Below are 15906 nucleotides of genomic sequence, written 5' to 3'. Positions count from 1 at the left end.
CGATTATGTCAGCCCCGGCGGCGTTAATCCAGCGAGCTGGTGGAAGCGAGCCTGTGATTATGGCAGGCTGTCGGCATCATTAAGTAAGTTGATAAGGAAAATGTCATGAGTATTGTGCGTGTAAAACCAGAAGCGCGTATGTCCGATGCGGTTATCCATAACCAGACGCTTTACTACACCGGCGTGCCGGAAAACCTGGATGCGGATGCCTATGAGCAAACTGCCAATACGCTTGCGCAGATTGATGCCCTGCTGGCGGAACTGGACAGCGATAAGACACGCATTCTGGATGCGACTATTTTTTTACCCGATGCCGCCGACTTCGCAGCGATGAATAAAGCCTGGGATGAGTGGGTGGTGGCGGGACAAGCGCCCGTACGCTGCACCGTACAGGCGAAACTGATGAATCCGCGTTATAAGATAGAGATTAAAATTATCGCGGCGGTGTGAATCCAGCGTGATGATTGAAATACCCGGGGCGACCCTGGGGTGAGGCGTCCCTCCGGGAACCTAACCCCAGGTTTCCCCTAATATCGTGCTTATGGGCAAACCTTGTAGGGTGGATAAGCGTCAGCGCCATCCACCGCAAAAGTTAGTCGTCTTCTTGCTCTTCGTCCGGCCCATAACCACGATCTTCCTGGTACTCCTGAGCTTGCTCTTCTTCGTCTTCATCTTCAAAACGGGCGACGATCATTTCCCCGGTATGGGATGCGCGGATCTCCGCCGCCACGACAGTAATGGCTTCTCCGCTACTCATTCCCTGCGACATCAGTTCCTGAATACGCTCGACAGCCTGCTGCTGCTGTTCGTGGGACAGTGCTGGTAAACCTGAAATCATCGTAGACTCCTGTTACATTGCTTTAGGTTAATTATATTTCACGCCGCATCAGTTGATGCCTGTAAGTGGATTTTGTGGCAGGCTGGCGGCTTTTGTTTCAGGTTGTGGTTATGACGTCGCAAACTCCCGCTTTTCGCACTCTTCCCTGGCAGCCAGATGCTGTTCAACATTACTTTGCAACCCTTGCCGATGAACCCTGGGCGATGCTGCTGCATTCGGGGTTCGCCGACCATCCCCACAACCGTTTTGACATTCTGGTCGCCCAACCCCGCGCCACGCTGGTGACCTGTGGCGCACAAACAGCGCGTGCGGTCGATGGCTTAACGACAGAGCACCGGGACGATCCGCTGACTTTACTGCAACAGACGCTGGACAGTTTTGGGCTTGCGCCGCAATCCCATCCGGAGCTGCCTTTTCTGGGCGGCGCTCTGGGATTATTTGGATACGACCTGGGCCGACATTTTGAAAAAATCCCGCTTCTGGCGCAAGCCTCAGTGCGCACGCCGGATATGGCCGTGGGGATTTACGACTGGGCGCTGATTGCCGATCATCATCAACGGCGGCTTACGCTGCTGAGCTGGGACGACATTTCTGCACGCTTAGAGTGGCTGGAATCATTGTCTGCGCCGGTTCACGAACCTTTCCGCCTGACAAGCTCATGGCAATCCAACATGACGCGCGAGCAGTATGGACGTAATTTCCGCCAGGTACAGGAATATCTTCTGAGCGGCGATTGTTATCAGGTTAACCTTGCCCAGCGTTTCAGCGCTTCTTACGTCGGGGATGAATGGCAAGCGTTCCAAAAACTTAACGCAGCCAACCGTGCGCCTTTCAGCGCCTTTATTCGCCTGCCGGACAGCGCGATTTTAAGCCTTTCCCCGGAGAGGTTCATTTTGCTGGAAGGTAAAAAAATCCAGACTCGCCCGATAAAAGGCACCCTGCCACGTCTTGCCGATCCGCTTGAAGATGCGAAGCAGGCCGGGAAACTTGCCAGCTCCCCCAAAGATCGCGCTGAAAATCTGATGATTGTCGATTTGCTGCGCAACGACATTGGCCGGGTCGCGGTTCCCGGAAGCGTGCGCGTACCGGAACTGTTTGTGGTTGAGCCCTTCCCGGCAGTGCATCATCTCGTCAGCACTATTACGGCGACTCTTCCTGAAACGCTGCAAGCCACGGACTTGTTGCGCGCAAGCTTCCCCGGCGGGTCAATTACCGGCGCACCCAAAGTGCGAGCGATGGAAATTATCGAAGAGCTTGAGCCGCAGCGCCGCAATGCCTGGTGCGGTAGCATTGGCTACATCAGTTTCTGCGGCAATATGGATACCAGCATTACCATCCGCACCATTATCGCGGAAGACGGCAGGCTGTATTGCTCCGCCGGCGGAGGTATTGTTGCCGACAGCACTGAAGCGGCTGAATATCAGGAAACTTTTGATAAAGTTAACCGTATCCTTCCCATTCTGGAGAACTGATGCATGTCCGGCCCGTCCCTGACGCTAAATGACTTTTTATCGCGCTTCCAGATGTTACAACCCGCCAACGCACGCATGAGCGGCAATAAACGCCAGGCCGCCGTGCTGGTGCCGATTGTGCGTCGTCCACAGCCGGGCCTGCTTCTGACGCAGCGCTCGTCCCTGCTTCGCAAGCATCCCGGCCAGGTTGCGTTTCCCGGCGGAGCCGTAGACAGCACGGACGCCTCGCTTATCGCAGCGGCCCTGCGCGAAGCGCATGAAGAGGTCGCTATTCCGCCCGACTCAGTAGAAATTATCGGCATCCTCCCGCCGGTAGACAGCGTGACGGGCTTTCAGGTCACGCCCGTTGTCGGCATTATTCCTGCAAATTTGCCCTACCACGCAAGCGAAGACGAAGTGTCTGCCGTATTTGAAATGCCGTTAATGGAAGCGCTGAGCCTGGGCCGCTATCATCCGCTGGATATTCATCGCCGGGGCAATGCTCATCGCGTCTGGCTTTCCTGGTATCAGCACTATTTTGTCTGGGGCATGACCGCAGGCATTATCCGCGAGCTGGCTTTACAGATAGGTGTGGAACCTTGATCACCCTTTAATTCTTCCAAAGAGGCTATATTTAACAGAGAGTCTTGCTATGAAACGGCTGATATTAGGTGTTTTATCATTAATCATTAGTTTAATTCATGTGAATAGTTTACTCAGGTAAGCAATAAATTTTTAAACTAGCGACCAGCCATTTTTTAGCATCATATTTTACGAACGCGGTGCCTCAGAGGAGTTTTAGTGTGATTAGCATTTTCGACATGTTCAAAGTCGGCATTGGGCCATCCAGTTCCCATACCGTCGGGCCGATGAAAGCCGGTAAGCAGTTTGTCGACTCGCTGGTCGAAAAAGGACTGCTTGAGAGCACCACGCGTGTCGCGGTGGATGTCTACGGTTCGCTGTCTTTAACCGGCAAAGGCCACCACACGGATATCGCTATTATTATGGGTCTGGCGGGCAACCAGCCGGACACCGTTGATATCGACTCTATTCCAGGGTTTATCCGCGACGTTGAAGCGCGCGGCCGTTTGTGGCTGGCGCAGGGCCGCCATGAAGTCGATTTCCCAAAAGATAACGGCATGCGCTTTAGCAGCGATAACCTGCCGCTGCATGAAAACGGCATGACAATCCACGCCTATAGCGGTGACAAAGAGATTTTCACCAAAACCTATTACTCCATCGGCGGCGGTTTTATCGTTGATGAAGAGCATTTTGGCAAAGACGCCGTCGATGAAATCGTCGTGCCTTACTCGTTCAACTCAGCGCAGGAAATGCTCCAGCACTGTAAAGACACCGGCATGTCGCTTTCTGGCGTGATCATGCAGAACGAACTGGCGCTGCACAGCCGCAAAGAAATTGAAGAATATTTCGCCAACGTGTGGAGCACCATGCGCGCCTGTATCGACCGCGGCGTGAATACCGAAGGCGTGTTGCCAGGCCCGCTTCGCGTGCCGCGTCGTGCCTCTGCGCTGCGTCGTATGCTGGTTTCAAGCGACAAACTTTCTCACGATCCGATGAACGTGGTGGACTGGGTCAACATGTTCGCTCTGGCGGTTAACGAAGAGAACGCCGCCGGCGGACGCGTGGTTACTGCGCCAACTAACGGAGCCTGCGGTATTGTTCCGGCGGTTCTTGCCTACTACGATCATTTTATTGAGCCAGTCAGCCCAGATACCTGGATCCGTTATTTCCTGGCTTCGGGCGCAATCGGCGCGCTGTATAAAATGAACGCGTCTATTTCCGGCGCTGAAGTAGGCTGCCAGGGCGAAGTAGGCGTGGCTTGTTCAATGGCTGCGGCTGGCCTTGCCGAAATTTTAGGCGCAAGCCCGGAGCAGGTTTGCGTCGCCGCAGAAATCGGCATGGAACATAACCTCGGTTTAACCTGCGACCCGGTTGCAGGCCAGGTGCAGGTGCCCTGTATCGAACGTAACGCGATTGCGTCAGTAAAAGCGATTAACGCAACCCGCATGGCGATGCGCCGCACCAGCGAGCCTCGCGTTTCTCTCGATAAGGTTATCGAGACGATGTATGAAACGGGTAAAGATATGAATGCTAAATACCGCGAAACCTCGCGCGGCGGACTGGCAATAAAAGTTCAGTGTGACTGACCTCCCACGGCGCCTTTCAGGCGCCGTTTTTGCTTTAAATAAGCTGCGCTAATTTCTCGTCGCAACCGCATTCCCCCACTACACTTTGAGTGTTCTGTGTGCCGTTTTTGGTCGCAGTGCTGAGCAAAGGTGACCAAGGATGCAGACCGCGCAACGTATCATTAAAGGGTATCGTCGCAGACGCTTTATTGTCTGTGCTGCTATGGCCGTGCTGGTTCTCTTCCTGACGCTTAGCGTGCGGTACATCGCTGAACGTAACCTTAATGAGCAGCGAGTGCAGGGGTTCAATGAGCGAGCTATTATCACCATTGAGAACATCCTCGCACCGCTGGATGAGGTCAGCGCGGATGTCACCCGGCTTGTCGGCATGCCCTGCGAAGCAGCACTACTCAGGATGCGTGAACACGTAGCCAGGATGCAGACCCTAAGGTCCATCACCCTGATTAAAGACGGGGTGCTGTATTGTTCCAGCATATTTGGTTCGCGAAACGTTCCTGTTTCACAGCTTCAGCCTCGTCTGCCAGATTCGTCCCCTCTCCTGCTGCTTTCTACTGACAGCTCATTGCTTAAAGGTTCCCCAATCCTGGTTTCATGGCATCCGCTGGCCGATGGCAGCCAGAATGGCGTGATGGAAATCGTCAATATTGAGATGCTGACGGGTTTGATGTCTGAACCCGAGCGGCCCTGGGTTTCCCGCGCCGTGCTCAACGTAGCGGGCTCGCATCTGGAATACGGGAAAGGTTTGCTCGCACAGGTGAGCGTGAATAAGGGTTTGGTGAGCCACGAAATGGCCTCGGAAAAATTCCCGTTTTCTATTATCTCCATTGGCCCGTCGGCCGGAGATTTGGCGCTTAAAAATCTGCCCACCCAGTTCCCTTTGGCGTTAATCCTCAGCATGCTGATCGGCTATATTACCTGGCTTGCCACGGCGAACCGCATGAGTTTTTCGTGGGAGATTAATCTTGGCCTTGCCTCGCGAGAGTTTGAAGTGTTTTGTCAGCCGCTTCTTAACGCGCGAAATCAGCAATGTGTGGGCGTGGAATTGCTGCTGCGCTGGAATAACCCGCGCCAGGGCTGGATTTCGCCAGAGGTATTTATTCCACTTGCCGAACAGCAAAACTTAATCGCGCCGTTAACGCGCTTTGTGCTGGATGAAGCGGTGCGCCATCTTGATATGTTCCCGAAATCCCGTGATTTTCATATCGGCGTTAACGTGGCAGCCAGCCACTTCCACAACGGTGAAATTATTGGCGATCTGAAACGTTACTGGTTCCCGTCTAACGCCATTCAGCCGCTTATGCTTGAACTGACGGAGCGCGACGCGCTGCCGGATGTCGATCACCGCGTAGTGCGTGCCTTGCATCGCCTGGGGGTCAGTCTGGCTATTGATGATTTTGGCACCGGGCAGAGCTCACTGGCTTACCTTGAAACGCTGAGCCCTGACGTGCTGAAAATCGATAAATCATTCACCGCAGCAATTGGTACCGACGCGGTTAACTCAACGGTGACGGATATTATTATCGCGCTGGCGCAGCGTCTGGGCATTGATTTGGTGGCGGAAGGGGTGGAAACACCGGAGCAGGCGGAGTATCTGCGCAACCACGGCGTAGATATTTTACAGGGCTATTTGTTCGCACGCCCCATGCCGTTAAAAGAGTTTCCGCGCTGGCTTGAGGGCCGCTCTCCGCCGCCCCCTCACCACAATGGTCACGCTGTGCCTGTCATTCCTCTACACTGATTATTCTTCTTCATCATCCTGATGGGGATCACGCTCTTTCACCACGCGAACCAGGTCCACGCGGTAATCGTTGGCTTCCATTATCTGGACGCTCAGCGGCGCAAACTCAATGACATCACCCGGTTTTGGGATCTGTCCGTTGACCGCAATGATCAGGCCCGCAATCGAAGCAATATCTTCTTCGTCGTTGACCAGGTTATTAATATCCAGATGCTGCTGCAAAGCGTGCAGGTCGGTTGATCCTTTAACCAGCCAGCCGTCGCCATCACGAACGATTTCCGGCGTTTCGTCGGCATCCGGGAATTCACCGGCGATAGCTTCCAGCACGTCCAGCGGCGTAACCAGCCCCTGCACCACGCCAAACTCGTTGTTGACGATGACGAAGCTGCCGCGAGCACGACGCAGCACGCCCAGCAGGTTAATCGGGTCCAGCGTTTCCGGCACCACAATAGCCGGAGTTCGGGAGGCAATCGCCGTAACATCGGCACCTTTATCAAGCGCTACCAGCAATTCTTTAGCGCGCACAATACCGATGATTTCATCCAGTTCGCCACGACACACCGGGAAAAGGCTGTGCGGCGATTCCAGAAGCTGCTCACGAATTTCAGCGACGCTTTTTTGCGCATCCACCCAGGAGATTTCACCGCGCGGCGTCATGATGCTGCGTAGCGAACGCGAAGCCAAAGTCAGCACGCCGTTAATCATGTAGCGCTCTTCAGCCGCAAAGGCTTCCGCTTCAATCGGCGTGATGGTTTTGCTCTCGTCACGTTCTGCTCGTTCCTGACGTTTGCCATTCATCAGACGCAGGATTGCATCAGCAGTACGGGCACGAAGCGGAACGTTCGACTGATGACGAATAAAGTTATGGCGCGCAATCTGGTTGAACAGTTCGATGATGATTGAGAAGCCGATAGCCGCGTACAGATAGCCTTTCGGGATATGGAATCCGAAGCCTTCCGCCACCAGGCTAAGGCCAATCATCAACAGGAAGCTAAGACAAAGCACCACGACCGTAGGATGTTGATTGACGAAATTCGTCAGCGGCTTAGAAGCCAGCAGCATCACCCCCATCGCAATAATGACCGCAGCCATCATCACCGGCAGGTGGTTGACCATACCCACAGCGGTAATAACCGCATCAAGTGAGAACACCGCGTCAAGAACAACAATCTGCAGCACGACAACCCAGAAGCTGGCGTAGCCTTTTCCGTGCCCGTCGCCATGCTGGCGGTTCTCCAGCCGTTCATGCAATTCCGTCGTGGCTTTAAACAGCAGGAAAATACCCCCGACCAGCATGATCAAATCACGCCCCGAGAAAGTTTTATCCATAACGCTGAACAGCGGTTGGGTAAGCGTCACCATCCATGAGATTAATGACAACAAACCGAGTCGCATCACCAAAGCAAGGGATAATCCGATAAGTCTCGCTTTATCTCTCTGTTTTGGCGGCAGTTTATCCGCAAGAATGGCGATAAATACCAGGTTATCAATACCCAGTACGATCTCCAGCACGACAAGCGTCAACAAGCCCGCCCAAATTTGGGGGTCCATTAAGAATTCCATAACAAACTCCATCTGTTGGAATGACTAAACGGCACCTCGCGATTCGCGGGCGCAACACTTTGAATGGAATGGTTAAACGGACGGGGAACGTCGCGTTGCTGGACTGAGGCTACAGGCCGGGAAGTGAAAAGACGTCGGTGACGGTCCATACGGTGGGCTACTGCCCTGTACTCCTTAGAAATTAAACAAGAGCTCAACATTATCAGAGCAAAATGCCCTTTTGCAAAGATTTACCTGTCTTTGCAATTTTTATGTCACCTGATTCGGTCATATTTTATCCCTCAATTCATTGAATACGTAACAAAGTTAAATTACGGATCTTCATCACATAAATTATTTTTTCACTGTCTAAAATAATTCCGGTAAATGATTCGACTTTTCTTAACCCCTCATCTGAATCGATTCATGCAGTCGGGACAGATGCAAAAGAACATTCGTAAGGATGTTGCAATGACAAACACAGGAGGTAGCAAGTGACTATTGCTATTGTCATAGGCACGCACGGCTGGGCAGCGGAACAACTGCTGAAAACGGCTGAAATGCTATTAGGCGAGCAAGAAAACGTTGGCTGGATAGATTTCGTTCCCGGTGAAAACGCCGAAACGTTAATCGAAAAGTACAACGCGCAACTGGCGAATCTGGACACCGGTAAAGGTGTGCTGTTTCTCGTCGATACCTGGGGCGGCAGTCCTTTCAATGCGGCAAGCCGTATTGTCGTCGATAAAGAGCATTACGAAGTCGTGGCCGGGGTTAATATTCCGATGCTGGTCGAGACGCTGATGGCCCGTGATGACAACCCTTCCTTTGATGAACTGGTCGCGCTGGCGGTCGAAACAGGTCGCGAAGGGGTTAAGGCCCTGAAAGCTCAGCCTGTTGAAAAACCAGCACCCACACCTGCTGCGGCAGCGCCAAAAGCGGCGGCTCCGGCCAAGCCAATGGGTCCAAACGACTATATGAACATTGGTCTGGCTCGTATCGACGACCGTTTAATTCACGGCCAGGTCGCCACCCGCTGGACAAAAGAAACCAACGTAACCCGCATTATCGTCGTCAGCGATGAGGTGGCAGCCGATACCGTGCGTAAAACGTTGCTGACTCAGGTTGCCCCTCCTGGCGTTACCGCTCACGTGGTAGACGTCGCCAAAATGATCCGCGTCTACAACAACCCGAAATATGCGGGCGATCGTGTGATGCTGCTCTTTACTAACCCGACCGACGTTGAGCGACTTGTCGAAGGCGGCGTAAAAATTACTTCTGTCAATATCGGTGGTATGGCGTTCCGCCAGGGCAAAACCCAGGTCAACAACGCTATTTCAGTCGATGAAAAAGATATTGCAGCCTTTAAGAAACTGAACGAGCGCGGCATTGAGCTTGAAGCCCGTAAAGTTTCTACCGATCAAAAACTGAAAATGATGGATCTGATCGCGAAGGTGAAAAGTTAATTTCAGCCGGATTTACCTGATTCTGCGTTTTGCTCAGTTTTTACACTTAAGTCATACGTTTAAGGAGAAGTACAATGGAGATTACCACTCTTCAGATTGTGCTGGTGTTCATCGTAGCCTGTATTGCCGGTATGGAATCGGTTCTTGATGAATTTCAGTTTCACCGTCCGCTTGTCGCCTGTACGTTAATCGGTCTCGTACTGGGCGACATGAAAACCGGTATTATTATCGGCGGTACGCTCGAAATGATCGCGCTGGGTTGGATGAACATCGGTGCCGCCGTAGCACCCGATGCTGCTCTTGCGTCCATTATCTCAACCATTCTGGTTATCGCCGGGCATCAGGGCATTGGTTCCGGTATCGCACTGGCTATTCCACTGGCCGCAGCAGGCCAGGTACTGACTATCATCGTTCGTACTATTACCGTTGGTTTCCAGCACGCGGCGGATAAAGCTGCCGAAAATGGCAACCTCTCAGCACTCTCCTGGATTCACGTCTCTTCCCTGTTCCTGCAGGCAATGCGTATCGCTATTCCTGCCGTTATCGTTGCGATTTCTGTTGGCACAAGCGAAGTTCAAAACATGCTGAACGCCATTCCTGAAGTGGTGACCAGCGGTCTGAACATCGCCGGCGGCATGATCGTAGTTGTTGGTTACGCCATGGTTATCAACATGATGCGTGCAGGCTACCTGATGCCGTTCTTCTATCTGGGCTTCGTGACCGCCGCGTTTACCGAATTCAACCTGGTTGCTCTGGGTGTGATTGGTGCCGTGATGGCCGTGCTGTATATCCAGCTTAGCCCGAAATACAACCGTTCCGCTGCTGCCCCGGCATCGGCTGCTGGTGCTAACGATCTCGATAACGAATTAGATTAATAGGTGAGCGAAATGGTTGATACCACCAAAACAACGACTACCGAGAAGAAACTTACTCCGGGCGATATTCGTGGCGTGTTCCTGCGTTCAAACCTCTTCCAGGGTTCCTGGAACTTTGAACGTATGCAGGCGCTGGGCTTCTGCTTCTCTATGATTCCGGCCATTAAACGCCTGTATCCGGAGAATAACGACGCGCGTAAACAAGCGATTAAACGTCACCTGGAATTCTTCAACACTCATCCATACGTAGCCGCGCCGGTGTTGGGCGTTACGCTTGCGATGGAAGAACAGCGTGCGAACGGCGCAGAAATCGACGACGGTGCCATTAACGGTATCAAAGTTGGTCTGATGGGGCCGCTGGCGGGCGTAGGCGACCCAATCTTCTGGGGTACCGTTCGTCCTGTATTCGCAGCGTTAGGCGCCGGGATTGCCATGAGCGGCAGCCTGTTGGGACCCCTGCTGTTCTTCATCCTGTTTAACGCAGTACGTTTGCTGACCCGTTATTACGGTGTGGCATACGGTTATCGTAAAGGGATCGATATCGTTAAGGATATGGGCGGCGGCTTCCTGCAGAAACTGACCGAGGGGGCATCCATTCTCGGCCTCTTTGTCATGGGAGCGCTGGTCAACAAGTGGACGCACGTTAACATACCGCTGGTAGTATCAAGGATTACCGACCAGACCGGTGCGGTTAAAGTCACTACCGTTCAAACCATCCTCGATCAGTTGATGCCGGGTCTTGTGCCGTTGCTGTTGACCTTCGCCTGTATGTGGCTGCTGCGTAAGAAAGTGAACGCGCTGTGGATTATCATGGGCTTCTTCGTCATCGGTATTGTCGGTTATGCTATCGGCCTGTTGGGTCTGTAATTAAACCGCTGTGCAAACCGGGGCGCCTGCCCCGGTTTTTTATTTCAAAAGGGAGAGAGTTGTGATGACGTTAACGGATGTCGTACTGCTGACGTTTATCGTGTTGCTGCTTGGCTGGGCGATTTATGACGAATTGATTATGGATAAACTCAAAGGCAAGACGCGCCTGACCATCACCCTGCTGCGCCGTAACCGCATCGACAGCACAATTTTTGTGGGTCTGGTGGGGATCCTCATTTACAACAACATCACCACAAATGGCACCGCAATGACCACGTGGTTATTATCTGCTCTGGCGCTGGTTGCGGTTTATATTTCCTGGATTCGCCAGCCTAAGTTGTTGTTCAAAAATGAAGGTTTCTTTTTCGCTGGCGTCTGGATACTTTATTCCCGCATAAAAGAGATGAATTTATCTGAGGACGGGGTGCTGGTGATGCAATTAGAGCAGCGTCGCCTGCTTATTCGCGTTAAGAATATAGACGACCTGGAGAAAATTTATAAACTTCTCGTTGTCAGTCAATAGGTTAAAAACATAGCAATATCTATATTTTTTAACCACTCAGGCGAAATTAAAAACATAGCCAAAGCTATTTCCGGCTATTCTCTGCGCTTATTTATTAACGTTTTGATCACTTCTTCAATTAAATGAAAATCGTTATCATTTGTAGGGTTAAGCGTCAATATCAATTATTGTTTTAACTTCAAAAAATATGTTAAGGTTGCGCCCGTCGTTGGGGAGTAGCCGATTTTCACCTGCGTGAAAATGTACATGTCAACATACTCGTTCTAAGAACGTGGCGTGTACGACTCAGTAATGAGTAGGCGAGACCATAGGCACGTAACCATCGATCGTTGGGGATGGGTGACGTGTATATGGATATTCCCAACTGAGGCGCCGTAATGAATCTCTCTGCAACTCTCCTTCTCGCATTTGGCATGTCAATGGATGCTTTCGCAGCATCGATCGGCAAAGGTGCTTCGCTCCACAAACCTAAATTCTCAGAAGCGCTCCGCACCGGTCTTATTTTTGGCGTAATTGAAACGATCACCCCGCTCATCGGCTGGTGCCTTGGCCTGCTCGCAAGCCAGGTTGTGCTGGAATGGAACCACTGGGTGGCCTTTGTGCTGCTGGTTTTCCTCGGCGGAAGAATGCTTATTGAAGGATTCCGCGGTGAGAACGCAGAAGATACGCAGAAGTTGCAACGACATGGGTTCTGGCTTTTAGTCACCACCGCTATTGCTACCAGCCTGGACGCCATGGCGGTAGGGGTTGGCCTGGCGTTTTTGAAAGTGAATATCATCGAAACCGCGCTGGCGATTGGCTGCGCCACGATGATTATGTCCACTCTTGGAATGATGATAGGCCGTTTTATCGGCCCGATGCTTGGCAAACGCGCCGAGATCCTGGGCGGCCTGGTATTGATTGGGATTGGCTGCCAGATTCTCTACAGCCATTTCTATTTTTAATTTATCCCTCGCGTCGCCAGACTCGCACCACAAAATCAGTTTCGCAGGCAAATGCCGCTTCTGCTTTCAATGCTTCGCGGACTTCAGGGCGTGCGCGCCAGGCAAACGGCGTCATTTGCAGCAGCGCCGCGGCTTCTTCTCCCTTAAGCGTCATTGGCCAACTGATGTGCTGCGTTTGTTCCTCAACGAAACCTGGCAATGATTCAACCTCTTGCGAATGCAATAAAACTTCCTGATAAATCAACGCCTTTAGCTGCATCAGATGACGCGGTCCCGGCGTGGCGGTAATCACCACGCCGCCGGGTTTAACAACTCGCGCCAGCTCTTCAGCCTTGCACGGTGCAAAGATTCGTACCACAGCACCCAGACTACTGTCGCCAAACGGCAGACGATGGCTGGAGGCTACGCAAAACTGCACCTGTGAATAGCGCTTAGCCGCATAGCGAATCGCTACCTTTGAAACGTCCAGCCCCCAGATATCTCCCGTAAGCCCCGTTAGCGCCCCGGCAAAGCCTGCGGTGTAATACCCTTCCCCACAGCCAATATCCAGCAGCTTTTCAGGTGCAAAACACGTTAAAACCTGGCAAATAGCATCGCGCAGCGGCTGATAATGTCCCGCATCGAGAAATGCACGACGGGCCTGCATCATTTCAGTACTGTCGCCCGGATCTCTGGAGTGCTTATGCTGAACCGGCAGCAAATTCACATAGCCTTCTTTCGCCTTATCAAACTGGTGTCCCTGCGGACAAACAAAGCTTTTTTCCTGAGCGGCAAGAGGGGAATGGCAAAGAGGGCAAAGATAGGACATGGTGACTCCGGGTAACTGTAGAGGGCGCAAGTGTAACGCTTACGCCCGACAACGAAAAGCAGCTACGACGCTGGAGCCGCCGCGTTTGCCTTGTTTAGCAATAGCAGACGATCGTCGCCTGGCGCTAAACCATCCGGTTCGACATTTTCCAGGCGCAGCACATCTCCCATAATCTGACTAAATACCGGCGCTGAAACCGCCCCGCCGTAATAAGCCCCGTTGGAAGGATCGTTAATCACCACGGCCAGTGCAAAACGAGGATTGCTGGCGGGGGCAACGCCTGCGGTATAGGCGACATATTTGTCGATATATTTACCGTCATCGCCGATTTTCTTCGCCGTGCCGGTTTTTACCGCGACGCGATAGCCGCGCACGGCCGCTTTTGTGCCCCCGCCGCCCGGTAGCGCCACGCTTTCCATCATGTGTTCAACCTGATGAGCAATCTGCTCGGACATCACGCGTTGCCCGACAACCGGCGGGTCCACTCGGGTTATGGATAGCGGCCTGGCAATCCCAAAACTGCCGATTGTCGCGTAAACGTGCGCCAGTTGCAGCGGGGTCACCATTAAGCCATAACCAAACGAGAACGTTGCGCGATCCAACTGTCCCCAGCGCTGTCTGTGGGGTAACAAGCCGCTGCTCTCCCCCGTCAACCCCAGACCGGTAGGCGTTCCAAATCCAAAGCTTTTATAGGTATCCAACAGAGCCTGAATCGGCATGGCCAGCGACAGCCGGGAAACCCCGGTATCGCTCGACTTCTGTAAAATGCCGGTAAGGGTTAATTGCGGATAGAAACCTACATCGCGGATGCGGTGCCCGTCGAGCATATAGGGATGGGTATCCACCACGCTGTCGGGTTGAACGATCCCCTGCTTCAGGGCGGTCATAATGACCATGGGCTTAACCGTAGAGCCGGGCTCGAAGGTGTCGCTGATGGCGCGGTTACGGAAATCGTCCAGGGTTGCTCCTTCGCGATTATTCGGATTGAACGTCGGATAGCTGGCCATCGCCAGCACCTCGCCGGTATTCACATCGATGATTACCGCCGCGCCAGAGTCTGCTTTGTTCCAGGTAACAGCGTTGCTTAGCGCATCTTCCGTCACCGTCTGAAGACGTTCATCAATGCTCAAAATAATGTTGTGCGCCGGTCTGGCCGGGGTTTCTGTAATATTCTCAATCACGTGACCATAGCGGTCTTTGCGCACCAGACGCTCGCCAGAAACGCCGGTTAACTGGCTGTTAAAGCTCTTTTCAATGCCCTCGATGCCCTGATCGTCGATATTGGTAAAGCCCAGCAGGTTTGACGCAACGTGTCCGGCTGGATAAAACCGGCGAGACTCTTCACGCAGGGAAATACCCGGAATGTTTAGTTTATCGATCCACGCCGCTTGCTGAGGATCAAGCTGGCGAGCAAGGTAGATAAAACGACTGCGATCGTTGTGATGAATGCGCGCAGCGATTTCGCTCAGCGGGATGTGCAGCGCGTTGGCAAGCGCCTGCCAGCGTCGGTCAAACTGAACGCCGCCCTTTTCCATGATAATTTTGGGGTCGGCCCATACCGCATTAACCGGGACACTCACCGCCAGCGGGCGTGCATCGCGGTCTTCTATCATGCCACGCGGCACGGCGATGGTTTTTTCGCGCAGGGAACGCATATCTTCTTGTTTGACAAGGCTATCAGGCGAGACGATCTGTAACCAGGCCACCCTGCCCAGCAAAAATATCAGGCTTAGCAGAATCGCCAGACAAAGCAGTCCGAAACGCCACTGGATGAAATTGCCCACGAGCGCGGGGGTAATTTTCCTCACAATCAATCCTTATCAAAACTTAAGCGATTGAAAATTTAAACAGATTTTCGCGGCATCTCGTGCGGGAGGAGTGCTACATCCTTCGCAGGATTGCAACAAGAGGCAACGTAGGGAGGAGTTTGGTAATACTTTGAAAGGTATTGAGTTTATTTCACCCATTAAAAAGCCCCGCGTAAAGTGCGAGGCTTTTAACTCAATTAGGCGTTTTGGCGCCTGAGCCTAATTCAGCTGAATTAGATGGCAGTCACGTTAACTGCAGCAGGGCCTTTCTGGCCGTCCTGGATTTCGAACTCAACGTTCTGGCCTTCAGCCAGAGTTTTGAAGCCGTTACCCTGGATTGCAGAGAAATGTACGAATACATCTTTGCTGCCGTCAGCAGGAGTAATGAAACCAAAACCTTTAGACTCGTTGAACCACTTAACTTGACCTTTAATCTTTGCCATTTTGCAAATTCCTTAGATTGTTTTCTTCGCCCGCAGGCATAACTTAGATAAAACAGAGACGTTACTGCTTGAGGCACTAATATAAGGCTCGGCAGAGAAGCGGTATTCAACGACAACGTGTTTACTCAGGACTTCTTTACTGAAAATGCCACACATAAACAGAACTGTACCTCGTTTGACCCAAAGTGTTATCACATACAACGTAAACAATGGCAAGCCATTTTTAAGCACGTATCGATCTGCCGCACAGATTCCAAAAACTGACCATTTGTATGTAAAAAATCAAACAAACAGTTTATGAATAAAACACTTCACAAGCTCACGCTTGCCGCTGTGCCTGCAACGGCATGTCTCAGACAACTTTTTTACCATAGCTCAAAGACTTCACTTCGTCCAGGCGAAGTCTTAAAAAGTCGATAGCCGCATCATTATTCTTAT

The 15906-nt window shown here is 52.3% G+C and carries 16 protein-coding genes and 1 riboswitch; of the genes, 10 read left to right on the top strand and 6 right to left on the bottom strand.

The features are described from left to right. Positions 1 to 105: 105 nt before the first annotated feature. A complete protein-coding gene (locus MUA00_RS11005) occupies positions 106 to 450 on the top strand; it encodes a RidA family protein (RefSeq protein WP_271122871.1) in 345 nt (114 codons plus the stop codon). A gap of 142 nt (positions 451 to 592) precedes the next feature. Here MUA00_RS11005 and MUA00_RS11000 read toward each other — a convergent pair whose 3' ends face one another. Continuing rightward, positions 593 to 838, bottom strand: a complete 246-nt coding sequence (locus MUA00_RS11000) for a YoaH family protein (protein ID WP_271122872.1) — start codon at positions 836 to 838, stop codon at positions 593 to 595. A gap of 110 nt (positions 839 to 948) precedes the next feature. On the opposite strand from MUA00_RS11000, the gene pabB reads away from it, so the two are divergent. The 4 genes from pabB (at position 949) to MUA00_RS10980 (ending at position 6195) form a co-directional block, all read left to right on the top strand. Continuing rightward, a complete protein-coding gene (gene pabB, locus MUA00_RS10995) occupies positions 949 to 2310 on the top strand; it encodes an aminodeoxychorismate synthase component 1 (RefSeq protein WP_271122873.1) in 1362 nt (453 codons plus the stop codon). 3 nt (positions 2311 to 2313) lie between these two features. After that, a complete protein-coding gene (locus tag MUA00_RS10990) occupies positions 2314 to 2892 on the top strand; it encodes a CoA pyrophosphatase (protein ID WP_271122874.1) in 579 nt (192 codons plus the stop codon). A 200-nt stretch (positions 2893 to 3092) separates the two neighbouring features. Beyond that, a complete protein-coding gene (gene sdaA / locus MUA00_RS10985) occupies positions 3093 to 4457 on the top strand; it encodes an L-serine ammonia-lyase (protein ID WP_271122875.1) in 1365 nt (454 codons plus the stop codon). 139 nt (positions 4458 to 4596) lie between these two features. Then, positions 4597 to 6195, top strand: coding sequence for an EAL domain-containing protein (locus MUA00_RS10980; RefSeq protein WP_271122876.1), 1599 nt, complete (start codon positions 4597 to 4599; stop codon positions 6193 to 6195). On the opposite strand, the gene yoaE is transcribed toward MUA00_RS10980, so the two are convergent. Beyond that, entirely contained in the window at positions 6196 to 7758 is a 1563-nt protein-coding gene (gene yoaE / locus MUA00_RS10975) for a CNNM family cation transport protein YoaE (RefSeq protein WP_271122877.1), read from the bottom strand. It abuts the gene before it with no gap. A 473-nt stretch (positions 7759 to 8231) separates the two neighbouring features. On the opposite strand from yoaE, the gene manX reads away from it, so the two are divergent. The 5 genes from manX to mntP all read left to right on the top strand — a co-directional run bounded on the left by manX (position 8232) and on the right by mntP (position 12409). Then, the gene (gene manX / locus MUA00_RS10970; RefSeq protein WP_271122878.1) at positions 8232 to 9200 is read left to right on the top strand and encodes a PTS mannose transporter subunit IIAB; all 969 of its coding nucleotides are present in this window, start codon (positions 8232 to 8234) and stop codon (positions 9198 to 9200) included. 74 nt (positions 9201 to 9274) lie between these two features. Further along, positions 9275 to 10075, top strand: coding sequence for a PTS mannose/fructose/sorbose transporter subunit IIC (locus MUA00_RS10965; protein WP_271122879.1), 801 nt, complete (start codon positions 9275 to 9277; stop codon positions 10073 to 10075). Between the two features lie 12 nt (positions 10076 to 10087). Then, positions 10088 to 10942: a PTS mannose transporter subunit IID gene (locus tag MUA00_RS10960; protein ID WP_271122880.1), complete on the top strand. Its 855-nt coding sequence runs from the start codon at positions 10088 to 10090 to the stop codon at positions 10940 to 10942. 64 nt (positions 10943 to 11006) lie between these two features. Beyond that, positions 11007 to 11465: a DUF986 family protein gene (locus tag MUA00_RS10955; protein ID WP_271123093.1), complete on the top strand. Its 459-nt coding sequence runs from the start codon at positions 11007 to 11009 to the stop codon at positions 11463 to 11465. A gap of 198 nt (positions 11466 to 11663) precedes the next feature. Further along, positions 11664 to 11833: riboswitch (yybP-ykoY riboswitch) on the top strand. Between the two features lie 9 nt (positions 11834 to 11842). Beyond that, the gene (gene mntP / locus MUA00_RS10950) at positions 11843 to 12409 is read left to right on the top strand and encodes a manganese efflux pump MntP (RefSeq protein ID WP_271122881.1); all 567 of its coding nucleotides are present in this window, start codon (positions 11843 to 11845) and stop codon (positions 12407 to 12409) included. Between the two features lies 1 nt (position 12410). Here the strand turns inward: mntP and rlmA are convergent, their stop codons facing one another. The 4 genes from rlmA to MUA00_RS10930 all read right to left on the bottom strand — a co-directional run bounded on the left by rlmA (position 12411) and on the right by MUA00_RS10930 (position 15624). Next, positions 12411 to 13217 (bottom strand): 23S rRNA (guanine(745)-N(1))-methyltransferase, encoded by an 807-nt coding sequence (gene rlmA / locus MUA00_RS10945; protein WP_271122882.1) that lies wholly within the window; start codon positions 13215 to 13217, stop codon positions 12411 to 12413. Between the two features lie 62 nt (positions 13218 to 13279). Then, a complete protein-coding gene (gene ftsI, locus MUA00_RS10940) occupies positions 13280 to 15025 on the bottom strand; it encodes a peptidoglycan glycosyltransferase FtsI (protein WP_271122883.1) in 1746 nt (581 codons plus the stop codon). 233 nt (positions 15026 to 15258) lie between these two features. After that, a complete protein-coding gene (gene cspE, locus MUA00_RS10935; RefSeq protein WP_001062678.1) occupies positions 15259 to 15468 on the bottom strand; it encodes a transcription antiterminator/RNA stability regulator CspE in 210 nt (69 codons plus the stop codon). 12 nt (positions 15469 to 15480) lie between these two features. Further along, positions 15481 to 15624 carry a DUF2627 domain-containing protein gene (locus tag MUA00_RS10930; protein WP_271123094.1) on the bottom strand — a complete coding sequence of 48 codons (144 nt, stop codon included), beginning with the start codon at positions 15622 to 15624 and terminating at the stop codon, positions 15481 to 15483. Positions 15625 to 15906 lie beyond the last annotated feature (282 nt).

Source organism: Dryocola boscaweniae (assembly GCF_025215095.1).
GTDB lineage: Bacteria > Pseudomonadota > Gammaproteobacteria > Enterobacterales > Enterobacteriaceae > Dryocola > Dryocola boscaweniae.
The sequence above is the reverse complement of the archived record's forward strand: the minus strand, read 5'-3'. Positions and strand labels throughout refer to the sequence as shown.